The sequence below is a fragment of the Bacteroides salyersiae genome, assembly GCF_031172035.1.
Lineage (GTDB): Bacteria > Bacteroidota > Bacteroidia > Bacteroidales > Bacteroidaceae > Bacteroides > Bacteroides salyersiae.
In genome coordinates, this window is sequence record NZ_CP133452.1 from 4284298 (window position 1) to 4310076 (window position 25779).

The following is a 25779-nucleotide window of genomic DNA, read 5'->3' on the forward strand; positions in this document are numbered from 1 at the left end:
TTTCATAAAGACAAATGTAAGGAAAGGTAACAAAATCAATTATCAATATTATCTATATTTCTATCAGCAAAATCTCAGAAAAGACACTATAAATACAACTTATACAAAACAATAACAAATTAGCACTCTAATTTATGACTCGTTATTACGTTGATCCGATATTCCCCCCATGTCCGGGTGAACAAAAAAGCGAGGACACTTCGATTAAACCGAAATGTCCTCGCTTGCTTTTGAGCGGAAAACGAGACTCGAACTCGCGACCCTAACCTTGGCAAGGTTATGCTCTACCAACTGAGCTATTTCCGCAATTAAAGTCTCTCATCAATTCATCATCTCCAAAAGACTGTGCCCAGAACAGGACTCGAACCTGCATGCCTCTCGACACACGCACCTGAAACGTGCGCGTCTACCAATTCCGCCACCTGGGCCTTTCTTATATCTTGTAGTTCAAAGAACGTGAGCGGAAAACGAGACTCGAACTCGCGACCCTAACCTTGGCAAGGTTATGCTCTACCAACTGAGCTATTTCCGCATTTTTCAATATATGTGAAGAGAAGGAGACTCGAACTCCCACGACATAACTGTCACTACCCCCTCAAAGTAGCGCGTCTACCAATTCCGCCACCTCTCCAAATCTATTTATTTCTGAACTTCTCCACTTCTTTGTGCCCAGAACAGGACTCGAACCTGCATGCCTCTCGACACACGCACCTGAAACGTGCGCGTCTACCAATTCCGCCACCTGGGCAAAGAAAGGATTTCCAATATTTCAAAGAGAGCGGAAAACGAGACTCGAACTCGCGACCCTAACCTTGGCAAGGTTATGCTCTACCAACTGAGCTATTTCCGCATTTTTCGTTTGCGGTTGCAAAGGTAGGGATTTTCTCTAAACGTGCAAACATTCTGCATACTTTTTTCGCAAGAAAATATATTCTTTACCCACTCCGAAAAATAATTTATTTGATTATCAACTCATTCTGTCACGGTAATCTTCATAAGAAAACTCTTTGTATATTTCGGCTGTTTCTTCTTTTGTCCACAATGCAATGGCAGGATGATGAATGCCATTGAACATGTTTGTCTTGACCATCGTGTAATGTATCATATCTTCAAATACAATCCGTTCACCGATGTGCAATTCATGATCAAAACTCCACAATCCCATATAATCGCCGCTTAAACAGGAATTACCGCCGAGACGGTAAACATAAGGCCCCTCATTTCCCATTTCCGCTCCGCGCACTGCAGGTTGATAAGGCATTTCAAGACAGTCGGGCATGTGGCAAGTAAAGCTGACGTTCAGTATGGCAGTTTTAATACCACGACTCTCTACAATGTCCACAACCTCGGAAGTCAATACCCCCGTCTGCCAAGTAAAGGCCGAACCGGGCTCAAGAATGATACGCATATGAGGATAACGGGATTTCAGCCCTTGAAGCAAACGAATAAGATGTTCCGTATCATAATCTTTACGGGTCATGAGATGCCCTCCCCCTAAATTCAGCCACTTTATCTGCGGAAACCAACGGGAAAACTTCGCTTCAAGATGCTGCAAAGTACGTTCCAGTTCGAAAGAAGAAGATTCACAATGGCAATGACAATGAAAACCTTCAACCCCTTCCGGAAGAATATCAGGCAACAAATCGGCAGTAATGCCGAAACGGGTACCGGGAGCACAAGGGTTATATAATTCCGTTTCAACCTCAGAATATTCGGGATTAATACGAATGCCGCAAGAGATATTCTTTCCCTCAGCTACAACCAAGGGATAAAAACACCGAAACTGTGACAGAGAATTAAAAGTAATATGACTGCTACAACGCATGATCTCGGGAAAATCCGACTCAGTATATGCCGGTGAATAAGTGTGTGCTTTACTTCCAAACTCTTCTAAAGCCAACCGGGCCTCGTATACAGAACTCGCCGTAGAATGTGCGATATACTCACGGAATATAGAAAAAGAACGCCACATAGCAAAAGATTTGAAAGCAAGGATGATTTCTACTCCTGCTCTATCGGCCACACTTTTTATCAGATTCAGATTCTTTCTCAACAACTCTTCTTCCATGATATAACAAGGAGAAGGAAATCGGGTAAAGTCTATCATATCGGAATATAAAATTTAGTAGTTAGTAGATAGAATAATGATGCAAAAGTACGTAATGTTTTCCAATATTTCCTACCTTTACGAAATGATTTGATTCTTCACAAAAAATTAAGAAAACGTTATGGATAAAGATTTAAAGAAAGTAGTGATTCTCCTGGCGCATCCCAACATGAAAGAGTCACAAGCAAACAAGGCATTAACGGATGCTGTAAAGGACATGGACGAAGTGGCTGTATATAATCTGTACGAACTGCACAATGAAAGCACTTTCAATGTGGACGAATGGAGTAAAATCATTTCACACGCTGCTGCTGTTATCTATCAATTCCCATTTTATTGGATGTCCGCACCGTCGCTACTGAAGAAATGGCAAGATGAGGTATTTACCTATCTGGCAAAAACACCTGCAGTAGCAGGAAAACCATTAATGGTAGTAACCACTACCGGTTCAGAGTTTGAAGCATACCGGAGTGGAGGAAGAAATCGCTTTACCGTAGACGAATTACTACGACCTTATCAAGTAGGTGCTATACACGCAGGTATGGTGTGGCAGACACCGATTATAGCCTACGGTATGGGAACAACCGATGCTGCAAAAAACATAGCGGAAGGAGCAAATCTATATAGACAAAAAGTAGAAAGACTCATTGGAACGGAAAATTCCGGAAACAATTGGTAAGTACTCCTGATAAAAGCTAATAAAATAGCCATTACACTAAAATTCTTATAAATGCAGATGAATACAAAGGTCAAATTGAACACTTATGATCATGTACATCCATCTGCATTTATAAGAATGTCCGGATTCCCATCCGGTACAATTAAAATGTGCTGAACGAAGTTCCAATATTTCTCATAATCGCTATTTCAATTCCAAAACAGTACAATAAAGCAAAAACAAGCACTATTTATCTCCCCCTTTTCTGAGTCGGCAATGAAAATTCCTGCCAATCACATTCGGAATAATCTCCGGCAGCTACCGTAACACGCAGCACTACTTCACCATTTTTCAATTTCTCGCCACCATATACGGTAGCAGTATAACGTATCCCCTCACCGGGAGCTATCTTTTCTATCATCACCGACGGAGAAATATAAATATTCTTCATCCCGGTTATCTCTTCAACCGTAGGTACGATATCATAGACGGGAGTACGTCCTTCGTTCACCACTTCGAAAATCACCTTACTATTTTCACCGGCATCAATCACATGATTACGGTTCGTATCGATAAAACGGATATTCCGTATTCTCAAATCCGGTATCTGTGCCGGACGCTGAGACTGAGGTTTGGAATTATATCGTTTCTCCGTTATTTCCACATAACCCTCTTCCCTGTTACGAGGTGTCGATACGGCATTCCCGATAGCAGCACCGGCAACGGTTCCTACAATAGTACCGATAGCCGAACCGCGATAACCACCTCTCCATCCATGATTATTCTCACCGATAAGACCACCGATAGCACTTCCCACCGAACCTCCAATAGAAGCTCCCGCCACAACGGCTCCGGGATTTCCGGACATACGTCCGCTAACACAACCACTCAATAAAAAAGTGGACAAAATCATCCAAACAATTAACTTCTTCATGGCTCACTTATTTTGTGCTTCCCGCAAAAAAAGTACGGCAAGCGGTAATTATGAAATATCACCCTATAACTTTAAAACGTGCAAAGCGCAATAATAGTTGCTTCTCACCTGCATTTTTAAAGCGAATAGTAGCTTTGGCATTATCACCGTTTCCTTCTACTTGCAGCACCTCTCCCAACCCGAAACGTTCGTGCTCGATTTGTTGTCCCGGCTGCACAGATACAGGCAAAGCTCCACCAACAGCAGCCGGCGTTCCGGATGAACGGACAGATGACACAGTACCAGCCGCAGAAGAAACTGTCGGGTCTATCTTCTTCAAATTACGCGGAGACAACGTTGGATTAATAAGTTGTACTTTGGGACGTTCGCGACGGAAACGTTCGGCACTTTCATCTATCTGCCTTCCCAATCCGGCTTCATGCGGCAATTTTAGAAAACGAGTATCGATATCCCTAAGGAAACGACTCGGGGTACCGAATTCCATCTTTCCATAACGGAAACGGGTTTTGGCGAATGAAAGAAAACAATGCTCTTCGGCACGGGTAATGGCTACATAAAACAGTCGTCTCTCCTCCTCCATCGCACGGGGAGAATCTCCGGCCATCCCACTTGGAAAAAGATTTTCCTCCATTCCCACCACAAACACATTGCCAAATTCAAGTCCTTTAGCAGAATGAACGGTCATAAGAGTTATTTTTTCACCGTCTCCCTCCTTATCGGAATCTTGATCGGTAAGTAAAGAAACCTCCGAAAGAAAATCGGTTAAAGACACATTGGGATTCCCTTCTTCCTGCCGGACAGCACAAAAGTCATTGATACCGTTAACCAATTCCTCTATGTTCTCCTTGCGACTTAAATTTTCGGGCAGATTATCCTGACAGACATCATTGATAATGCCGGATTGACGAATAATTTCCGTACCTATTTCATAAGCATTCTTCTCGCTTTGTGTAGAGATGAACTCTTCTATAAGTCCACGAAAATCTTGTAATTTATTGTGTGTACCTTTATTAATAGTAAGACCATAAGTCAAAGGTTCGCAAAGAACAGCCCATAAGCTGACATTATTCTCCGTAGCAGCCGCTATGATTTTTCCTACCGTAGTGTCACCAATACCACGGGCAGGATAATTAATGATACGCTTGAAAGCTTCCTCATCATTAGGATTTACCACCAAACGAAAATAAGCAATCACATCCTTGATCTCTTTACGCTGATAAAATGAAAGTCCGCCATAAATTTTATAAGGCATTCCCCGTTTACGCAAAGCTTCTTCAAAAATACGGCTTTGGGCATTCGTACGATACAAAATAGCAAAATCGGAATAAGAATAGTCGTGCTCACGACGCAAAGCCGCTATTTGATTCGTCACAATATCCCCCTCTTCCACATCACTGTAAGCCTGAAACACACCAATAGCCTCTCCCTTTTCCTTTTCGGAAAACACCTCCTTACGTATCTGCCGCTCATTCTTCGCAATCAAGCTATTGGCAGCACAAACAATGGTTTGAGTGGAACGGTAATTCTGTTCCAGCTTGAACACTTTCGTATTCGGATAAATCTTCGTAAAATACAAAATATTATCAATATCCGCTCCCCGGAAAGAGTAAATGCTCTGAGCATCGTCGCCTACCACACATACACGCTGACTCTCTTTGGTAAGCTGGAGCACGATACTGTGCTGGGCATAATTCGTATCTTGATACTCATCTACCAACACATAGCGAAATTGCTCACGATAACGTGCCAGTACCTCCGGAAAATCACGGAATAATATATAGGTATACACAAGCAAATCATCGAAATCCATAGCTCCTGCCTGGCGGCAACGTTCCCAATAACGACGATAGATATCGCGAAGTGCAGGAACCTTGGCTGCCTGATCTTCTGTAAAGGCTTCCTTATTCGCTGCATAACCGGAAGGAGAAACCAGATGGTTCTTGGCATTAGAGATACGCGCCTGCACCATACCGGGCTTATAGGTCTTTTCATCCAACCCCATCTCTTTGATGATAGAACGTAAAAGGCTCTTGCTATCAGCCGAATCATAAATAGTAAACTGTGAAGTAAATCCGACATGCTGGGCTTCGGCACGAAGAATCCGCGAAAAAACAGAATGGAACGTTCCCATCCAAAGATAACGGGCACGCTGCTCGCCTACCTGACGGGCGATACGTTCTTTCATTTCACGTGCAGCTTTATTAGTAAAGGTAAGTGCCAAAATATTCCATGGATTATATCCATTCTCTAACAAATGGGCTATTTTATAGGTCAGTACACGTGTCTTACCGGAACCTGCACCTGCTATCACAAGTGATGGCCCGTCATTGTAAAGCACCGCATTACGCTGACTTTCGTTCAGTTCTTCGAGGTAGTTTCTTTCCATAGCGGCAAATTTATAACATTCATTTGACAATATATAGAATTTTATATACTTTTGTGACTTAACCTCAAAGAAAACAAGTATGATAAAAAAGAGTCTCTCTTTAGTTGCCATCTTCATCATAAGCATGACAATAGGAACATCACAACTCATGGCACAAAAACAGGACCGCGTTGGAAAACTCCTGAAGTTCTTGAGTGATAATGAAATCGAAAAATTTCAAAAAGGCCGCGAGAAACTGGACGAGAAAACAGCCCAGACATTTGCCGCCGAGGTAGAACTAATGGATATCATGACTCGCCTATGGACTCAACCGGACAGTAAAAGCGCCATTGATTACTATCCTGCTTATGCTAAAGCCGTCAAAGGAAGTCTGCCGGCTATTTGCAACGAGACAGAAATTGATTTTGGCCCTCTGCGAGACCGGACAAACAGTGTAATAACAGAAATTCTGGACGCTTCAAATGATAAGCTTTCATTGAGTAAACAACTGATAGAAGGGGCCAAAAATGGTAAATATCCGATTCCACAGGCGCAAATGGATATTTTCTATAAAACAAGAGAAGATGCATTAATGAAGGATCTGGAGGAGAAAAGCAGCACAGCCAAATGTGAAAACTACTTCAATGAATTTCCGGAAGGTAAGTATAAAGTGCAATTCATGAGTGAGTATAACCAATTACTATACAACAGCGTGAAACGTGCACCGACCCATGCCAATTTTAAAAACTTCTTCGATAATATAACCTTGAACCGTTACTACAACGGAATGTCCAATCGTAAATATACTCCGGAAGTACGTGCGCTGTATGATGATTATCTTTTTTCCATGATACAACAGGCGGGAGCACTCGCATCTAAAAAACAATGTATTGACGAGTATGAGAATGCCGTCTATCTGGAGGAAGGCAAGCGAAAACACACTGTAGAATTGGAATATACCAAAGACAGTGTGGATTACGAATTGATGAAACCGGAGATAAACAGTAGTAGTAAACTGGAACTAATCCAAGGATTTCTCCTGACCCATAAGTATAGAGAATTTCGTGACAAAGCACATGAACTGCGCAGTCAATTCGAAGACTCGGTAGTATGGATTACTCCTTCCTCTACGAAATATTATAAAAAAGGGATGTTGATGAAATCGGAAGCAAAGCTGAATAATAAAATTACTACGGAAGTATATTCCTACTTGCCAAACGGGAAACCTGCCGGTATCGATATTACCAGTGGCAATATGCAATTTCACACATCATTTTTTTACGATGCACAAGACAGATGTGCACAAGAAATACAGATAAATACGAAAACCAAAAAAGAGATATACAAAAGAGAGCGGACATTCAATGCCGGAGGGACGGTGCAAAGCGATTCATTGAAATACACAGATGGTAAACTGATATTGAGAAGTTACAACCGGCAAGGAAAACTGATAGAAGAGAAAGAATATCATAAAGACGTAATGCTCTCATCGACGGTACATCAGTATGATAGCAAAGGAGAAAAAGTAAAATCACAATACGTATTGCCACTCCCCAAGAATCCGTTGCCTACACAAATCAGTTCGCGAACAGATGTATATGAATACGACAAATACGGCTATCTGACAAAAATTGTCTCCACACAAATATTGGTCAATAATGAAAAAAGAATCTGCTCGCAGTATTTTATGTACGACGAATATGGCAATCAAATAGATAGTGACATGTATTATGAATATGACCAAACCGGACAATGGATACGTAAAACAGCAAAAAACAATCCGGAAATAACAGAACAGAAAGTAGTCAAATAAAGAACGCCCGTTTTTAATCACGATTAGAAGAGCCTGCCTAATTTTTTCTCAAAACAATGTGAGCAAAAATTAAGCAGGCTCTAAACATTTACGGCTTTTCATATGTTAATAGGATATATACATAATAACCAAACATTATGAATACATTATTAATGTCTTTAATATTTATGACCATGACTTACGAAATGCCTAAACTTCCATACGCAAACAATGCGCTGGAACCTGTAATCAGTCAGCAAACTATAGATTATCATTATGGTAAACATCTACAAACCTACGTAAACAACCTCAATAGCCTGGTACCCGGAACGGAATTTGAAGGCAAAACAGTAGAAGAAATTGTAGCGAAAGCTCCGGATGGAGCTATCTTCAACAATGCCGGACAAGTACTGAACCATACATTATATTTCTTACAATTTGCACCGAAGCCTTCAAAGAAAGAGCCATCGGGTAAGTTGGCAGAAGCGATCAAACGTGACTTCGGAAGTTTTGAAAATTTCAAGAAGGAATTTAATGCCGCCGCAGTAGGCTTATTCGGTTCGGGATGGGCTTGGCTGTCTGTTGACAAAAACGGCAAGTTACATATCACCAAAGAAGCTAATGGAAGTAATCCGGTACGTGCAGGCTTGAAACCGCTATTGGGCTTTGATGTGTGGGAACATGCTTATTACCTTGATTTCCAGAATCGCCGTGCAGATCATGTAAACGCTTTATGGGATATCATAGATTGGGAAGTAGTTGACAAACGAATGTAATAAACCCTTTTTTATTTAATTCATTAGAGAACGCCGTCTTGTTTAAGATGGCGTTTTTTTTATCTAATCTATGTTTCAATGCTGTTCTGCCAGACAATAAGAGTATTCATTATTAAATAATTGATATGCGGACACACTGAAATACTCATCCGCTAACTCATTTTTACAAATATAAATTATATATTTGTATCGACTAACTAAATTAGACCATCTTCCTTTGAACAAGAATAGAAAAAAATTACTATGTACTTTTGCTATCATTGGAATTATTCTTCCTCTACATTCGCCCTACAGCCATGCACAGGAAATTATCAATTCCAAAGAGGAAATATTGTTCATTACTTCCTACAATTCGGACAGCAAGCACACTTATGATAACATAAACTCTTGTATCACGACTTATCAAAAATTGGGAGGTACCTGTCCGGCTGTAGTGGAGAACATGAATGCCATCAGTTTGGAACATGCCTGGAGATGGCCGAAAATAGTAAAAAACATCATAGACAAGCATCCCAAGGTAAGCTTGATCATACTGCTTGGCGGAGAAGCATGGAGCGGCTATTTTTCATTGGAGGAAGAAGAATATAAAAAAATACCGGTGTTATGCGCCATGGCTCCCCGCCATAGTTTCGACCTGCCTTCCAAAGAAACGAATGCCAGTACCTATCTCCCCGCCAGTATCGACTTGCTGGAACGCATGAAAGGTTTTAACGTGAAAGCATGTTACGCTTATAAATATCATGTAGACCGTGACATACACCTGATAAGGAATTTCTATCCGGAAATGGCACATCTTGCCTTTATCTCCGATAACACCTACAACGGACTGGCTCAATTGATTTACGTCAAACAGGAATTGGAGAAATATCCGGAAATAGGTACCACTTTCATCGACGGACGAAGACTCACCTTAGACATGGCGGCACAAAAGGTACACAACCTGCCGGACAACTCCGTCGCCCTACTCGGTATATGGCGGGTAGATATGCAAAAGATGACCTACATCAACAATTCGGTGTATGCTTTCTCACATACCAATCCGACACTGCCGGTATTCAGCCTGACAGCTACCGGAATAGGATACTGGGCCATAGGAGGATACGTCCCCGATTACGAAGACATCGGTCTGAAAATGGGTGAAAAGGCTTATCGGATATTAGATTTAAAAGAAAACCCCGAACCGGAATTGAACACATTACCATGCCGGTATGTGTTCGATGCAAAAGTATTAAAAGAGTTGGGATTTGAAAACAAAGAGCTACCGGAAGGGTCTGTTATCATTAATAAAGAACCTACTTTCTTTGAAACTTATAAAAACGGAGTAAGGGTTGTTACCGGCATCTTTTGTACCCTATTACTCGGATTGTTCGTTTCTTTGTACTATTACTTCAAAACCAGAATTCTAAAAAATAACTTGGAAGAATCGGCAAAACAACTGGAAACAGACAAGAAAAAATTGGAAGACAATGAAATCGAACTGCGTCATGCCAAAGAACGCGCAGAAGAAGCCAATCGGATGAAAAGCGCCTTTGTTTCGAACATGAGTCATGAAATCCGTACTCCCCTCAATGCGATCGTAGGTTTCTCCAGTCTGCTGGCAAGTACGATAGAAGCATCCGAAGAGCAAAAAACATACATCTCGATTATTCAGACCAATTCGGATCTGTTACTCCAACTCATTAATGATGTGCTGGATGTCTCCCGCTTGGAATCCGGCAGGCTACAGTTCGATTATGAATGGTATGATCTCATCGGTCATTGCCAAAATATGGTAATGTTAACCAACCAGAACAAGGCAGTAAATACAGAAGTCCGTTTCGATTCTCCCCTCGAATCATATACGCTTTATACCGCCCCGCTCCGTCTTCAGCAAGTCATTATCAACTTGTTGAACAATGCACTGAAATTTACTCCCGAAGGCGGAAGCATCATACTGAGTTTCGAAATAGACGAGACAGACGGCTACGTCCTCTTTTCGGTCACAGATACCGGATGTGGCATACCGGACGATAAACAAGAGCTCGTATTCAACCGTTTTGTGAAGTTAAACGAATTTGTACAAGGTACCGGACTGGGGCTTTCTATCTGTAAACTGACCATCCAGCAGATGGGTGGAGACATTTGGATAGATCGCAATTATAAAAACGGAACCCGCTTCGTATTCTCGCATCCAATAAAAAAACGGGAAGAGGAAAACACAGAAATACAATAAAAAAGTATTCGTTTTATTTTTTTTCTGCTTCTTTTTCATTTACTTTGCCACCGTAAAGACAAAGGGGTGCCCGGCAAGACGGGCTGAGATCATACCCTGGAACCTGATGCAGTTAGTACTGACGTAGGGATTGTGTTACTTCATTACCGCTCTCCATATTAATAGCACTCTCTTTGTATTTACTTTCGTTATCATCAATAAACCTAATTTTGTAGCGATGAAAGTACAAGTTAACAACAAAGAAGTGGAAATAGCCGATACTTCTACCATTACGCAACTCACCGTACAATTGGAACTTCCCACTCAGGGCATTGCCATTGCAGCGAATAACAAAATGATTCCGCGTACGGACTGGGACAGTTTCACACTCCACGAGAATGACAATCTGGTTATAATTAAAGCTGCTTGCGGAGGATAGACTATGATCAGCCTGCAATTTATTACTCACCATACCGAGAAATATTCTTATCTGGATTCTGCCCGCATGGCACTTGAAGGCGGGTGCAAATGGATACAATTGCGTATGAAGGAAGCGCCACTGGAAGAAGTGGAAGCCGTTGCCCTACAATTGAAACCAATGTGTAAGGAACATGACGCCATTCTGATACTGGACGACCACGTGGAATTGGCCCAAAAGCTGGAAGTGGACGGAGTACATTTGGGTAAAACAGACATGCCGGTAGCCGAAGCCCGCCAACTGCTGGGCGAAGCGTTCATCATTGGCGGAACAGCCAATACATTTGAGGATGTAGAAATGCACTATCGTGCAGGAGCAGACTATGTAGGTATAGGTCCATTCCGTTTCACTACTACCAAAAAGAACCTGAGTCCTGTCTTGGGAATAGAAGGATACACTTCCATCATTTCACAGATGCAACAGGCCGGAATACAACTTCCGGTAGTAGCCATCGGCGGTATCACTTATCAGGATATTCCGGATATCATGAGAACAGGAGTCAACGGTATTGCTTTATCCGGTACCATACTGCAGGCCGAAAACCCTGTAGAAGAGACCACCCGGATCTTGTCAATCCCCCTTTAATCTCCTTCCCTATTATAAATCATCATTCATAAATTATAAATCATGAAACAGCTTATTATTGCGGGACGTGAATTCAACTCCCGGCTATTCCTTGGTACAGGAAAATTCAACTCAAACGAGCTGATGGAACAATCTTTACTTGCATCGGGTACTGAAATGGTAACGGTGGCCATGAAACGCATAGATATGGATAATAAAGAGGATGACATGTTAAAACACATCATTCATCCGCACATCCAGTTGTTACCCAATACATCGGGTGTACGAAATGCGGAAGAGGCCGTATTTGCCGCACAAATGGCACGCGAAGCTTTCGGAACGAACTGGTTGAAGTTAGAGATTCATCCCGACCCGCGCTATCTGCTTCCGGATTCGGTAGAAACATTGAAGGCTACCGAAGAATTGGTAAAACTGGGATTTGTCGTACTTCCCTACTGCCAGGCCGATCCTGTATTATGCAAACAATTGGAAGAAGCCGGTGCGGCAACTGTAATGCCCCTCGGTGCACCCATCGGAACAAACAAAGGTCTGCAAACCAAAGAATTTCTGAAAATCATCATTGAACAAGCTAATATTCCGGTAGTGGTAGATGCCGGAATCGGTGCACCAAGCCATGCCGCCGAAGCAATGGAACTGGGCGCAGCAGCTTGTTTGGTAAACACAGCCATTGCCGTAGCCGGTAACCCGGTAGAGATGGCTAAAGCCTTCAAACAGGCAGTTGAAGCGGGCCGCATGGCTTATGAAGCCGGATTGGGAATGCAAATCGACAACCTGATGGCTGAAGCCAGTTCGCCATTAACTGCTTTTCTTAACTCATAGGCTTCCATGCTAAAAAGATATCATAACATACTATCACTTATCACTAATTAACAATTGCTTATAACATGGAACAAAAGATAAAATTTCCCCGTTCAGAGAAAGTATATATATCGGGAAAACTGTTTCCCGACATACGGGTAGCCATGCGTAAAGTGGAACAAGTGCCCAGTACGACTTTCAATGGCGACGAAAAGATTATAACCCCTAACCCGAAAATATATGTATACGATACCAGTGGGCCTTTCAGCGACCCCGAAATATCCGTGGATTTGAAAAAGGGGTTACCCCGTATGCGTGAAGAATGGATTCTGAAACGTGGTGATGTGGAGCAACTGCCCGAAATCACTTCCGAATACGGCCGTATGCGTCGTGATGATAAAAGTCTGGATCATCTCCGTTTCGAACATATCGCCCTGCCATACCGGGCTAAGGAAGGAGAGCACATCACCCAAATGGCATATGCCAAACGGGGAATTATCACTCCGGAAATGGAATATGTAGCCATCCGTGAAAACATGAACTGCGAAGAATTGGGCATCGAAACCTATATCACACCCGAATTTGTCCGCCGGGAAATAGCCGAAGGCCGTGCCGTGCTACCCGCCAACATCAATCATCCTGAAGCGGAACCAATGATCATCGGCCGTAATTTCCTTGTGAAGATTAATACGAACATCGGTAACTCGGCCACTACTTCCGGTATCGACGAGGAAGTAGAAAAAGCCGTATGGAGTTGTAAATGGGGTGGAGATACACTTATGGATCTTTCCACCGGAGAAAATATTCACGAAACGCGCGAATGGATTATCCGTAACTGCCCTGTACCGGTAGGCACCGTGCCCATCTATCAAGCATTGGAGAAAGTGAACGGTAAGGTAGAAGACCTCACTTGGGAACTTTACCGCGATACCTTGATCGAGCAATGTGAGCAGGGAGTGGATTATTTTACCATTCATGCGGGTATCCGTCGCCATAATGTGCATTTGGCCGACAAACGTCTTTGCGGTATCGTAAGCCGTGGCGGAAGCATCATGAGCAAATGGTGTCTGGTACACGATCGCGAGAGTTTTCTCTACGAACACTTTGATGACATCTGCGACATCTTAGCACAATATGATGTAGCCGTTTCACTGGGCGACGGACTGCGTCCCGGCTCTATCCACGATGCCAATGATGAAGCACAGTTTGCCGAACTCGACACCATGGGAGAACTCGTTGTACGTGCTTGGGAAAAGAATGTGCAAGCATTCATCGAAGGTCCGGGACACGTGCCCATGCACAAAATAAAAGAGAATATGGAACGTCAGATCGAAAAATGCCATAATGCACCGTTCTACACGCTCGGTCCGTTGGTCACGGACATCGCTCCGGGATACGACCATATCACATCGGCCATCGGTGCAGCCCAAATAGGATGGTTAGGTACAGCCATGCTCTGCTATGTCACTCCGAAAGAACATCTGGCGCTTCCGGATAAGGAAGACGTACGTGTAGGGGTCATCACTTACAAGATAGCCGCCCATGCCGCCGACCTTGCCAAAGGACATCCCGGGGCACAAGTTCGCGACAATGCATTGAGCAAAGCCCGTTATGAATTCCGTTGGAAAGATCAATTCGACCTTTCACTCGACCCGGAACGTGCTTTTTCTTATTTTCATGCCGGACGTCACACAGACGGAGAGTATTGCACCATGTGCGGCCCCAACTTCTGTGCCATGCGTCTGAGCCGTGAACTCAGAAATACTAAAAAAGAAGAATAAAGCAAATATGGAGAGAATAGACGAATTCCGTAATATGCTGTTGGTGCATATTTCCGAATTAGATATAAAGCCATTGGTAAAGGAAATCAACTACCATCCGGAATATTTCCCCGACATATACCAACTGACTTCCGACAGTAAGCCACTGGTATCATGGCGCGCCTTATGGGTGTGTGAAAAACTGAGTGAGATACATCCGGAATGGTTCATTCCGCTATACGGAGAACTGACCGACCGATTGCTGACTTGCAAACACGACGGTTCGAAACGCCTATATCTTTCCATACTTTTCAATCTTCCGATACAAGAACCAATATCGGTCCCCCTGCTGAATTTCTGTTTCGACCGTATGTTTTCACCTGCCGAAAGCATCGGTGTGCAAGCCTTATGTATCAAGATGGCCTATCGACTCTGCGAAAAAGAACCGGAGCTAATGGGTGAACTACGCATCATACTGGAAAATGCCGAAACGGAATTCTTCACAAAAGGAGTAACTACTGCTATCCGAAACACATTGAAAAAAATGGGGAGGAAGTAGTCAGGGGAAGAATTTAGTAGTTAAGTAGTCAAGTAGATAAGTAGTTGAATGATCAAATAATTAAGTAGTTAAGTAGTAGAATCAATATGTTTTCAGAAGAATTAGAAAAAATATCATGGGAGGAGACGACGAAAGCCATCTATTCCAAAACAGATGCCGACGTACGTCGTGCATTAGGCAAAGAACACTGTGATGTGAACGATTTCATGGCACTCATATCACCTGCCGCCACCCCTTATCTGGAAGTAATGGCGCGACTCAGTCAAAAGTACACAATGGAACGTTTCGGAAAGACGATCTCCATGTTTGTTCCCTTGTACCTCACCAACTCATGTACCAATTCATGCGTTTATTGTGGTTTTCACATTAGCAATCCTATGAAACGCACCATATTGACTGATGAAGAAATCATAAACGAATACAAAGCTATCAAACGGCTCGCTCCTTTCGAGAACCTGCTGCTGGTAACAGGAGAGAATCCGGCAGCCGCCGGAGTGCCCTACATAGCACGCGCTTTAGATTTGGCTAAACCTTACTTCAGCAACCTTCAGATAGAAGTGATGCCTCTCAAAGCGGAAGAATATGAAGAACTGACCTATCACGGACTGAACGGTGTCATCTGTTTTCAGGAGACATACAACAAGGCTAATTATAAAACCTATCATCCACGCGGCATGAAGTCCAAATTCGAATGGCGCGTCAACGGTTTCGACCGCATGGGACAAGCCGGCGTACACAAAATCGGCATGGGAGTGCTCATCGGCCTGGAAGAGTGGCGTACGGATGTTACAATGATGGCTTACCACCTGCGTTATCTTCAAAAACATTATTGGAAAACCAAATATAGTGTCAATTTCCCACGGATGCGTCCTTCGGAAAATGGCGGTTTCCAACCCAACATCATCATGAACGACCGCGAATTAGCACAGTTGACCTTTGCTATGCGCATCTTCGATCACGATGTAGATATCTCCTACTCCACCCGCGAAAGTGCCGAGATACGTAATCATATGGCAACATTAGGTGTAACTACCATGAGTGCTGAGAGCAAAACAGAGCCGGGCGGATATTACAGCTATCCGCAAACCCTGGAACAGTTTCACATAAATGATGACCGCAAAGCCGTGGAAGTGGAAAGAGATCTGAGAAAACTCGGTCGCGAGCCTGTATGGAAAGACTGGGATCAAAGTTTCGACAATCTGAAAAGAGTATAGTAACATCAACACTATTCATTCTACATTTACCTCAAAAGAAGCTTGAACAGTAGTTGTTTCTCAATTGTGATACGAACGTCTCACATCTATGATACGCGTGTCGCTCAATTGTGAGACGCTCGTCTCACAATTGAGAAAAGATAACTACTACGGTAACTTTTCATTTAAACTACAACAGCTTTTCATCTAAGCTATGCAACATCATTATCAACTATAAAAACATTTGAATATGCGTTATAACCGTCAAATCATGCTTCCCGAAATAGGAAACGAAGGACAAGCCAAGCTGAAAGCGGCCAAAGTATTGATAGTGGGTGTCGGCGGGTTGGGATCACCCATCGCTCTCTACCTAACAGGTGCCGGAGTAGGTACTATCGGACTGGTAGACAATGACGAAGTAAGTATCAGTAATCTGCAACGGCAAGTGATATACACCGAAGAGGAACTTGGAGATTTCAAAGCCGTATGTGCTGCTATGCATCTTACCGCACTCAACAGCGAAATTACTGTGAACTCCTGCCCGGGACGCCTAAATAAAGACAATGCAAGCGAACTTATCAGTGATTATGATATAGTTGTGGATGGGTGTGACAATTTTGCCACGCGTTATCTGATCAATGACATCTGCATAGAACAGGGAAAACCCTACGTCTACGGAGCCATCTGTGGCTTTGAAGGCCAAGTATCCGTTTTCAACTACGGAAATACTCCCAAAACATACAGAGACCTTTATCCCGATGAAGAAGAAATGCTACGCATGCCTCCCCCGCCCAAAGGAGTATTAGGGGTTACTCCTGCTATCACAGGCAGTGTAGAAGCCACCGAAGTATTGAAAATAATCTGTGGTTTTGGAGAAGTTTTGGCAGGTAAATTATGGACAATTGACCTGCGGACATGGCAATCTAACATATTTTCACTATAAACGTTGGCATCGGATATAGTTAATTGCTAACTTTGCTAAACAAATTGTTTAACAAAAGAAATGAAGCTCATTGTAGTTACCACCCCCACCTTCTTCGTTGAAGAAGACAAAATAATTACTGCTCTTTTCGAAGAGGGTCTGGACATTCTACACCTTAGAAAACCGGAAACACCTGCTATGTACTCAGAACGTCTGCTGACGCTGATACCGGAGAAATTTCATCACCGTATCGTTACGCACGAACATTTCTACTTAAAAGAGGAATTCAATCTGATGGGAATCCACTTAAACAGTAGAAACCCTAAAGAGCCCCATGACTATGCAGGGCACGTAAGTTGTTCGTGTCATTCGGTAGAAGAGGTGAAAAATAAAAAGCACTTCTACGATTATGTATTCATGAGTCCCATCTACGACAGTATCTCGAAGGTGAATTATTACTCCACTTACACAGCCGAAGAACTACGCCAAGCACAGAAAGATAAAATTATCGACTGTAAAGTAATGGCGCTCGGTGGCATTAATGAAGAAAATATATTAGAAATAAAAGATTTTGGTTTCGGTGGTGCCGTAGTACTCGGAGACGTTTGGAATAAATTCGATGCTTGTTGTGACCGTGATTATCTGGCAGTAATAGAACACTTTAAAAAGTTGAAAAAGCTGGCTGATTGATATTTATAGCAATTCGATATAAGAACTCCCACTTTACTCTTAATGAATGAAGCGGGAGTTTGTTGCGTTAGCAAGGCAGTTAGGCCATTTAGAATTTATATCCTAAAGTAATAGCACAGTTTATATTTTTAGGGTTAGAGTCAAGGTTCAGATCTGCCAGTTTCACCAAACCAAACTGACCATCAATACCTACAATAATCCGACCGAACTCGGCTGCAACACCCACTCCCAAACCGGCATCAAAACGATCAAAGGCATCACTTCCGAAAGTTTTTTCCTTGATATCCGTCTTCGATCCACTTATACTCATTTTGGTTCTGGTTTTTCCTCCTACTCCACAAGCTAAATATGGACCGGCGCTTACCACAATATTCGTATTATTGGCCACATTGAAACGCGCTGCCGCCATAATCGGCAATTCAAAATACATTGCATTGAACTTTACTTCAGCTTCATTACCGGAAACAGTTGCACTGAACTTAGCCCCCTTTTGGGACAAAAACAAAGAAGGCTGTAACAACCACGTATCGTTAAAGGCATATTCCATCCCTACCCCCAATTTAACACCAACCTTAGCACTCACATCCAAATCACCCGTAAAGTTACTGATATTCATACCGACTTTAGCATTCCAGGAAACTTGTGAAAAACCCGCTAAAGACAATAAAGCGAACATCACTAATAAAATACCTTTCTTCATAATTTTAATGTTTTTAATTAATATAAAGTCATTTTCTGTGTTAACAATGTTACAAATATATTATTTAAATACATTAAAAACAAACATATTGTTAATAATTATACAACAAATAGATATTACATACAAGAAAAGGGAATTCCCTATTTATTGGAACTCCCTTCCCTATTTCTGATTTGAAAATAAAGGATCTTCGCTTTAATCTTTCAAAACCGGTCTGTTAAAATTCATAATGAAAACCAAAGCTCAAGTCTTCACTCTGCAAACTGATACCAAAACCGTCTTCAGTCACCGAATAATCATCCCTGAAGCCCACGAAGCCACATTTAGCAATAAGACTAAAATTCTTATTCAACTTTAAAGCAATCCCCGGCTTCAAACCGATTTCATAACCATTGGTAGCTTTATCAGCACCTTTTATACGATTGGTTGAAAATCCCAGACCACCGTCAATAAACAGTCTGACAATCTTATTCTCATAATAAGAAAAACGTGCATAAGGTGCAATAGCAACGCTATTTCTTTTCATTTTCTCAAAATAATCGTGTGAATAAGAGAACGTAACTCCTACCGCCCACTGTTCATTAAGGTTATAACCGACTTCGGGGGCAATTGTAAAATTAGTTCTATTGGCATCACCATTACGCCATAAATTAAATACACCACCCATGTAAAGATCTTGAGCATTCACAGACAAGGCTGCCACCATTACAAATAAAGACACTAACAGTTTTTTCATTTTTCTTTTGTTTTAAATTAAACATAAAATAGGCAAGTTCATGTGTCTATTTATTTCGGGGCGCAAAGATATAACAAGAGTTTTGACTAAACAATATTTTAGTTAGTTTTTTATAAAACTTCGAAATAGATAAATAAAAAAGGGAAGCCGTTTTTAATGGCTTCCCTCTCCAAGATATGATTATAAACGTTATCAATCTTCTAATGCTGCCTGCGCCGCTGCAAGTCTCGCAATGGGTACACGGAATGGAGAACAACTTACATAGTTCAATCCTACTCTATGGCAGAACTTCACAGATGAAGGTTCACCACCATGTTCACCGCAAATACCACATTTCAAATCCGGACGAACCGCACGCCCCTTTTCCGTAGCCATACGAACCAACTGGCCTACACCGTTTTGGTCGAGCACTTGGAATGGGTCTACTTTCAGAATCTTCTTTTCCAGATAAACCGGAAGGAAAGAAGCAATGTCATCACGAGAATAACCGAATGTCATCTGTGTTAAATCATTCGTACCAAATGAGAAGAACTCGGCTGAAGAAGCAATGCGATCGGCTGTCAAAGCAGCACGTGGAATCTCAATCATCGTACCTACCTTATAATCAATACGATCACCAACCTCTGCAAAGAGTTTTTCAGCCTCAGCACGAATCACGTCTTCCTGCTGCTTGAATTCATAAAGGATACCGGTCAACGGTACCATGATTTCCGGATGTGTCTCAACACCTTCTTTCTTTAATTCGAGAGCAGCACCAAGAATGGCACGAGTCTGCATCTGAGTGATTTCCGGATAAGTATTACCCAAACGACAACCGCGGTGACCCAACATCGGATTATGTTCGCAAAGCGATTCTACACGCTGTTGGATATATTGCAAGCTTACCCCCATTGTATCTGCCATTTCCTGTTGTCCTTTCAAATCGTGCGGAACGAACTCGTGCAAAGGAGGATCGAGCAGACGAACAGTCACCGGACAACCAGCCATTGCCTTAAAGATTCCTTTAAAATCCGCTTGCTGGTACGGAAGAATTTTAGCCAACGCTTTACGACGTCCATCCGCGTTCTCAGCCAGAATCATCTCACGCATTGCTTTAATCTTCTCACCTTCGAAGAACATATGTTCCGTACGACAAAGACCGATTCCCACAGCACCAAAATCACGGGCTACTTTTGCATCATGCGGAGTATCGGCATTAGTACGTACCTGAAGTTTCGTATATTTATCGGCCAAAGCCATCAATTCGGCAAAATCACCGGAAAGCTCGGCAGCTTTCGTTTCTACTTTACCTTGATAAACTTCACCCGTACTACCGTTCAACGAGATATAATCGCCTTCTTTTAACAGAACACCGTCTACTTCTACCGTGCGTGCCTTATAATCGATATTCAAAGCACCGGCACCGGAAACACAACATTTACCCATACCACGTGCTACTACGGCAGCGTGAGAAGTCATACCACCGCGAGCAGTCAAGATACCCTGTGCAACAGCCATACCGGCAAGGTCTTCGGGAGAAGTCTCCACACGTACCATTACTACTTTCTTACCTCCGGCAGCCCATTCGGCAGCATCATCAGCAAAGAATACAATCTGTCCGGTTGCAGCACCCGGAGAAGCAGGAAGTCCGCGAGTCAGCACTTTCGCCTGTTTCAAAGCATTTTTATCGAATACCGGGTGAAGAAGCTCATCCAGCTTATTGGGTTCAACACGCATTAGAGCGGTCTTTTCGTCAATCATTCCCTGATGGAGCAAATCCATGGCAATTTTCACCATAGCCGCACCGGTACGTTTGCCGTTACGGGTTTGCAGGAACCACAATTTACCTTCCTGTACAGTAAACTCCATATCCTGCATGTCGCGGTAATGATTTTCAAGTTTAGTTTGTAATGCATCCAGTTGTTTGTAGATTTCGGGCATAGCCTCTTCCATAGAAGGAAATTGAGCGGCGCGTACTTCTTCTGTCACACCGGCCAATACAGCCCAACGCTGAGACCCTATTTTAGTAATCTGTTGCGGAGTACGGATACCGGCCACCACATCTTCGCCCTGTGCATTAATCAGATATTCGCCATTGAACAGGTCTTCACCCGTAGCAGCATCGCGTGAGAAGCAAACACCGGTAGCAGAAGTATCGCCCATATTACCAAATACCATTGCCTGTACAGAAACGGCAGTCCCCCATTCATCAGGAATACCTTCCATTTTACGATAAAGAATGGCACGTTCGTTCATCCATGAATTAAATACGGCACAAATAGCTCCCCAAAGTTGTTCATAGGCACATGTCGGAAAATCTTTTCCAGTCTGTTCTTTTACAGCAGCCTTAAAGCGCTTCACCAGTTCCTTGAGGTCTTCTACTTCAAGCTGATTGTCCAATTTCACACCTTTAGCATGTTTCACCTCTTCAATGATAGCTTCGAACGGATCGACATCCTCCTTATTCACAGGTTTCATGCCCAATACCACATCGCCATACATTTGTACGAAACGACGATAAGAGTCCCATGCAAAACGGGCATTACCGGTTTTGCGGGTCAATCCTTCCACCACCTCATCATTTAAGCCCAAATTCAAAATAGTATCCATCATACCCGGCATAGAAGCACGCGCTCCGGAACGGACCGAAACGAGCAGAGGATTTTCGATATCGCCGAATTTCGACTTCATCAGTACTTCTACATTTGCAATGGCTTTTTCTACTTCGTCTTTTAGGAGAGCTACGACTTTATCTTGTCCCAATTCATAATATTCGGTACAAACGTCTGTTGTGATTGTAAATCCGGGAGGAACAGGAACCCCGATAAGATTCATTTCTGCAAGATTGGCACCTTTACCACCCAATAGATTTCTCATACCGGCCTTGCCTTCCGCCTGGCCATTTCCAAAGGTATAAACTCTTTTTTTGTCCATAATACGTATTTAAAGTTATCTAATTGTGATTTTTTCTGTTCGCAAATCTAAGTATATTTCACAAACCAGAAAACTTTTCATGAAAAAAGTTTCTATTAAAATGCAATTTCGACATTGCAATCTTTATTATTTCATCTGATAGAGAGAAATCCCGAAAAAATACCTATTTTTGCGAAATAATTTATTAGACTGGTGTAAAAGTGGCAAGAAAGAAAAAAGAACTTCCCTTATTAGAGAAGGTAACAATTACGGATGTGGCTGCCGAAGGAAAAGCCATAGCAAAAGTAAACGACCTGGTGATTTTTGTTCCTTATGTAGTACCGGGTGATGTGGTAGATCTGCAAATCAAACGCAAAAAGAACAAATATGCCGAAGCAGAAGCTGTGAATTTCCACGAATATTCTTCAACACGTGCCGTTCCTTTCTGCCAGCACTATGGCATATGCGGTGGTTGTAAGTGGCAAGTGCTTCCCTATGCAGAACAAATCAAATACAAGCAGAAACAAGTGGAAGATAACCTGAGAAGAATCGGAAAAATCGAACTGCCGGAAATTTCTCCGATATTGGGTTCCGCCAAAACCGAATTCTATCGGAATAAATTGGAATTTACCTTTTCGGACAAACGCTGGCTCACATACGAAGAAGTAAAACAAGAAGTGAAATACGACCAGATGAATGCTGTAGGATTCCACATTCCCGGAGCATTCGACAAGGTGCTGGCTATTGAGAAATGCTGGTTACAGAATGATATATCCAACCGTATCCGTAATGCGGTACGTGATTATGCTTACGAGCACAACTACTCTTTCATCAATCTGCGCTCGCAAGAAGGCATGCTTCGCAATATGATTATCCGCACCTCTTCTACGGGTGAGCTAATGGTTATTATTATCTGCAAGATCGTAGAAGACAGTGAAATGACGCTCTTTAAGCAACTGCTGCAATACGTGGCAGACACATTCCCGGAAATTACTTCTCTGCTATATATTATTAATAATAAATGCAATGACACCATCAATGATCTGGATGTCTACGTTTTTAAAGGTAATGACCACATTTTCGAAGAAATGGAAGGATTGCGCTTCAAAGTCGGTCCGAAATCATTCTACCAGACCAACTCCGAACAAGCATACAATCTGTATAAGATAGCCCGTGATTTTGCCGGACTGACAGGAAACGAATTGGTGTACGACCTTTATACGGGTACGGGAACCATTGCCAACTTCGTGTCCCGCCAAGCTCGCCAAGTGATCGGTATCGAGTATGTACCCGAAGCCATAGAAGACGCCAAAGTGAATGCCGAAATCAATGGAATAGACAATACCCTATTCTTTGCCGGAGACATGAAAGACATGCTGACCCAAGAGTTCATCAATGAATATGGTCGTCCGGATGTTATCATTACTGACCCTCCACGTGCCGGAATGCATCAAGATGTAGTAGATGTTATCCTTTTTGCCGAACCAAAACGAATTGTATATGTCAGTTGTAATCCGGCCACACAAGCGCGTGACTTACAGTTGCTGGACGTGAAATACAAAGTAAAAGCAGTACAACCAGTCGATATGTTCCCACATACACACCATGTTGAGAATGTCGTTTTACTCGAACTCAGATAAAAGAGAAAATATGGCTAAAGAGAAAAAACCAAAAAGAAGTGCAGCCGAAAAAGCCAAAGCACAATATACGGGATATACGGTGAAAGAGCCTATGGAACTGATGGAGTTCCTTGCCAGCAAAATGCCGGATGCCAGCCGTACAAAGTTGAAATCATTGTTGAGTAAACGTATCGTATACGTTGATAAGGTCATCACCACACAATTCAATTTTCCGTTGCAACCGGGCATGAAAATAGAAATCAGCAAGGACAAAGGCCGGAAAGAATTCAGTAACCGCTTGCTAAAGATCGTCTACGAGGATGCCTATATCATCGTGGTGGAGAAAATGGAAGGACTATTGTCCGTCAATACGGAAAGACAGAAAGAACGTACGGCATATACCATTCTCAACGAGTATGTGCAACGTTCGGGAAAGCACCACCGCATATATATCGTACATCGTCTGGACAGAGACACTTCGGGATTGATGATGTTTGCCAAAGATGAAAAGACACAGCATACCTTACGTGAATATTGGCATGATATCGTGACAGACCGTCGCTACGTAGCAGTAGTTGCTGGTGAAATGGAAAAAGATCATGGAACGGTAACCTCTTGGTTGACCGATCGTACACTCTACGTAAGCTCCAGCAAATATGATGATGGCGGTTCGAAATCAGTCACTCATTATCACACAATCAAACGTGCTAACGGATATTCATTGATGGAATTGGATCTGGAAACAGGACGTAAGAATCAGATTCGTGTACACATGCAAGACTTAGGACATCCTATCATTGGTGACGGTAGATACGGTGGAGAAAACACTCCGAATCCTATCGGACGCCTTGCCCTTCATGCATTCAAACTCTGCTTCTATCATCCGGTAACCAACGAACTGATGGAATTCGAAACTCCATATCCACCGGCATTCAAGAAACTGTTTCTGAAAAAATAAGAAGCGGTAAGTGAAAATACCCATATATATAATGATAATGCCTCGTAGCAAAACATGTTATGGAGCATTATCATTATATATATGGCAAAATACCTATTGGCATACTCGCATCCAAACACGATTTTAATTATCCATTTCTAAGGATACACTAAATTCATATGCACCATCGGCATAAAGCTCTCCGTTCAGGAATCGGCCACTGACATATACACCTCTTATTTCCAACATAGGATAATCCGGCCCATAATCCAGATACAAAGTTCCCATGTCTATCCACCAGCGAACAGGTAAAGTAGCCGCTCTTCCTCCACCACCATCGGCATAATAATACTGCTCATCGATAGCATAATCGTTTCCTTTGAAAGTAATGCCGCTTTCCACATTATAAGGGCCTACCGCGAAACCCAGATCGCCCACCCAAGTACGATCTATAATATAGTAATAAATTGATTCGTCATCTTGTTCACAAGATGAAAAACTCAAAATAGCCATCGCCAATACCAGTAGCAGTTTTATGTGATTCAATACTTTCATATTCTTTTCCTATTCTTTTCTAAATGTCACCTCAACTCCATCCAATTTACCGGAAAGATAATTCTGGCGCACCCAAACATTCTCAAAATAATAAACTTCGTTTGCACCACGGTCGAGTCTCAACCCTTCCATTTCCTGGTCTATCCATTCCCAAGTAAAATTATAGGTCACAGTACTATAAGGACGAGATTCCTCCGGACGGTAATATTGAAATATTTCCTGTCCGCTCCTATCTTGAGTAAACTTCAATTGATGCACGCACTTCATATCATTATCCATCTTGCTATTTTCCGTCCATGTCTTGCCACACAGTTTTTCATCACTGTTGCGCAAATAGTCATCTGTGTAATAAATATCGTCGCCACAAGCTCCCAAGCCAAGCACCAATATCAATAACAATGCGAATCTTGTATAGTTTAATCTTTTCATATTCTTATGCTTTATTGTTAATAATACGTTGGCAAATATAGTGTTTTTAATCTACTATATGTGAATAAAGCCCGCTTTTTTGTACCTTTGCAAACATAAACGT

The 25779-nt window shown here is 42.4% G+C and carries 22 protein-coding genes, 6 tRNA genes and 1 riboswitch; of the genes, 14 read left to right on the top strand and 14 right to left on the bottom strand.

Annotated features, from left to right (window positions below; translation table 11 throughout):
- Nucleotides 1-233: 233 nt before the first annotated feature.
- From RB604_RS16225 to nspC, 7 genes are all read right to left on the bottom strand, one after another.
- Nucleotides 234-306, bottom strand: a tRNA-Gly gene (locus RB604_RS16225).
- 40 nt (nt 307-346) lie between these two features.
- A tRNA-Leu gene (locus RB604_RS16230) sits at nt 347-428 on the bottom strand.
- Between the two features lie 31 nt (nt 429-459).
- Nucleotides 460-532 (bottom strand) — tRNA-Gly (locus RB604_RS16235).
- Nucleotides 533-547: 15 nt separating this feature from the next.
- Nucleotides 548-631: transfer RNA gene (locus tag RB604_RS16240), tRNA-Leu, on the bottom strand.
- 35 nt (nt 632-666) lie between these two features.
- Nucleotides 667-748 (bottom strand) — tRNA-Leu (locus RB604_RS16245).
- Between the two features lie 29 nt (nt 749-777).
- A tRNA-Gly gene (locus RB604_RS16250) sits at nt 778-850 on the bottom strand.
- Between the two features lie 117 nt (nt 851-967).
- Entirely contained in the window at nt 968-2107 is a 1140-nt protein-coding gene (gene nspC / locus RB604_RS16255) for a carboxynorspermidine decarboxylase (protein WP_055294369.1), read from the bottom strand.
- A gap of 121 nt (nt 2108-2228) precedes the next feature.
- On the opposite strand from nspC, the gene RB604_RS16260 reads away from it, so the two are divergent.
- Nucleotides 2229-2786 (top strand): NAD(P)H-dependent oxidoreductase, encoded by a 558-nt coding sequence (locus RB604_RS16260; RefSeq protein ID WP_005931520.1) that lies wholly within the window; start codon nt 2229-2231, stop codon nt 2784-2786.
- A 229-nt stretch (nt 2787-3015) separates the two neighbouring features.
- Here RB604_RS16260 and RB604_RS16265 read toward each other — a convergent pair whose 3' ends face one another.
- Together RB604_RS16265 and RB604_RS16270 are read right to left on the bottom strand one after the other, a co-directional pair.
- The gene (locus RB604_RS16265) at nt 3016-3699 is read right to left on the bottom strand and encodes a glycine zipper family protein (protein WP_005931517.1); all 684 of its coding nucleotides are present in this window, start codon (nt 3697-3699) and stop codon (nt 3016-3018) included.
- Between the two features lie 58 nt (nt 3700-3757).
- A complete protein-coding gene (locus RB604_RS16270; RefSeq protein ID WP_005931514.1) occupies nt 3758-6085 on the bottom strand; it encodes an ATP-dependent helicase in 2328 nt (775 codons plus the stop codon).
- A 79-nt stretch (nt 6086-6164) separates the two neighbouring features.
- On the opposite strand from RB604_RS16270, the gene RB604_RS16275 reads away from it, so the two are divergent.
- From RB604_RS16275 to RB604_RS16325, 11 genes are all read left to right on the top strand, one after another.
- Nucleotides 6165-7877, top strand: coding sequence for a hypothetical protein (locus RB604_RS16275; RefSeq protein ID WP_005931512.1), 1713 nt, complete (start codon nt 6165-6167; stop codon nt 7875-7877).
- 137 nt (nt 7878-8014) lie between these two features.
- Complete coding sequence (locus RB604_RS16280; RefSeq protein ID WP_005931510.1) at nt 8015-8632, top strand: superoxide dismutase; 618 nt, start codon at nt 8015-8017, stop codon at nt 8630-8632.
- Between the two features lie 217 nt (nt 8633-8849).
- Nucleotides 8850-10844: a sensor histidine kinase gene (locus RB604_RS16285; protein WP_055294366.1), complete on the top strand. Its 1995-nt coding sequence runs from the start codon at nt 8850-8852 to the stop codon at nt 10842-10844.
- Nucleotides 10845-10896: 52 nt separating this feature from the next.
- Nucleotides 10897-10991, top strand: a riboswitch (TPP riboswitch).
- Nucleotides 10992-11061: 70 nt separating this feature from the next.
- Entirely contained in the window at nt 11062-11262 is a 201-nt protein-coding gene (gene thiS, locus RB604_RS16290) for a sulfur carrier protein ThiS (RefSeq protein WP_005931506.1), read from the top strand.
- 3 nt (nt 11263-11265) lie between these two features.
- The gene (locus RB604_RS16295) at nt 11266-11886 is read left to right on the top strand and encodes a thiamine phosphate synthase (RefSeq protein ID WP_005931505.1); all 621 of its coding nucleotides are present in this window, start codon (nt 11266-11268) and stop codon (nt 11884-11886) included.
- 42 nt (nt 11887-11928) lie between these two features.
- Nucleotides 11929-12705, top strand: a complete 777-nt coding sequence (locus tag RB604_RS16300) for a thiazole synthase (protein ID WP_055294364.1) — start codon at nt 11929-11931, stop codon at nt 12703-12705.
- A 65-nt stretch (nt 12706-12770) separates the two neighbouring features.
- A complete protein-coding gene (thiC, locus tag RB604_RS16305; RefSeq protein ID WP_005931501.1) occupies nt 12771-14465 on the top strand; it encodes a phosphomethylpyrimidine synthase ThiC in 1695 nt (564 codons plus the stop codon).
- Nucleotides 14466-14472: 7 nt separating this feature from the next.
- A complete protein-coding gene (locus RB604_RS16310; RefSeq protein ID WP_005931500.1) occupies nt 14473-15003 on the top strand; it encodes a HEAT-like fold family protein in 531 nt (176 codons plus the stop codon).
- Between the two features lie 86 nt (nt 15004-15089).
- Nucleotides 15090-16217 carry a 2-iminoacetate synthase ThiH gene (gene thiH / locus RB604_RS16315; protein WP_005931498.1) on the top strand — a complete coding sequence of 376 codons (1128 nt, stop codon included), beginning with the start codon at nt 15090-15092 and terminating at the stop codon, nt 16215-16217.
- A 229-nt stretch (nt 16218-16446) separates the two neighbouring features.
- Nucleotides 16447-17139, top strand: a complete 693-nt coding sequence (locus RB604_RS16320; protein WP_007481191.1) for a HesA/MoeB/ThiF family protein — start codon at nt 16447-16449, stop codon at nt 17137-17139.
- Between the two features lie 60 nt (nt 17140-17199).
- Entirely contained in the window at nt 17200-17808 is a 609-nt protein-coding gene (locus RB604_RS16325; RefSeq protein ID WP_005931492.1) for a thiamine phosphate synthase, read from the top strand.
- An 88-nt stretch (nt 17809-17896) separates the two neighbouring features.
- On the opposite strand, the gene RB604_RS16330 is transcribed toward RB604_RS16325, so the two are convergent.
- From RB604_RS16330 to ppdK, 3 genes are all read right to left on the bottom strand, one after another.
- Nucleotides 17897-18508 (bottom strand): porin family protein, encoded by a 612-nt coding sequence (locus RB604_RS16330; protein ID WP_005931489.1) that lies wholly within the window; start codon nt 18506-18508, stop codon nt 17897-17899.
- A 217-nt stretch (nt 18509-18725) separates the two neighbouring features.
- Nucleotides 18726-19244 (bottom strand): outer membrane beta-barrel protein, encoded by a 519-nt coding sequence (locus RB604_RS16335; RefSeq protein ID WP_005931486.1) that lies wholly within the window; start codon nt 19242-19244, stop codon nt 18726-18728.
- Between the two features lie 192 nt (nt 19245-19436).
- Nucleotides 19437-22157 carry a pyruvate, phosphate dikinase gene (ppdK, locus tag RB604_RS16340; RefSeq protein ID WP_005931483.1) on the bottom strand — a complete coding sequence of 907 codons (2721 nt, stop codon included), beginning with the start codon at nt 22155-22157 and terminating at the stop codon, nt 19437-19439.
- A gap of 200 nt (nt 22158-22357) precedes the next feature.
- Here ppdK and rlmD point away from each other — a divergent pair, with 200 nt between their 5' ends.
- Nucleotides 22358-23776, top strand: coding sequence for a 23S rRNA (uracil(1939)-C(5))-methyltransferase RlmD (gene rlmD, locus RB604_RS16345; protein WP_025819149.1), 1419 nt, complete (start codon nt 22358-22360; stop codon nt 23774-23776).
- A 10-nt stretch (nt 23777-23786) separates the two neighbouring features.
- Entirely contained in the window at nt 23787-24713 is a 927-nt protein-coding gene (locus RB604_RS16350; protein WP_007481194.1) for an RluA family pseudouridine synthase, read from the top strand.
- 123 nt (nt 24714-24836) lie between these two features.
- Here the strand turns inward: RB604_RS16350 and RB604_RS16355 are convergent, their stop codons facing one another.
- On the bottom strand, nt 24837-25247 hold the full coding sequence (locus RB604_RS16355; protein ID WP_007481196.1) for a hypothetical protein: 411 nt from the start codon (nt 25245-25247) through the stop codon (nt 24837-24839).
- 9 nt (nt 25248-25256) lie between these two features.
- Nucleotides 25257-25676 (bottom strand): hypothetical protein, encoded by a 420-nt coding sequence (locus tag RB604_RS16360; RefSeq protein WP_007481197.1) that lies wholly within the window; start codon nt 25674-25676, stop codon nt 25257-25259.
- Nucleotides 25677-25779 lie beyond the last annotated feature (103 nt).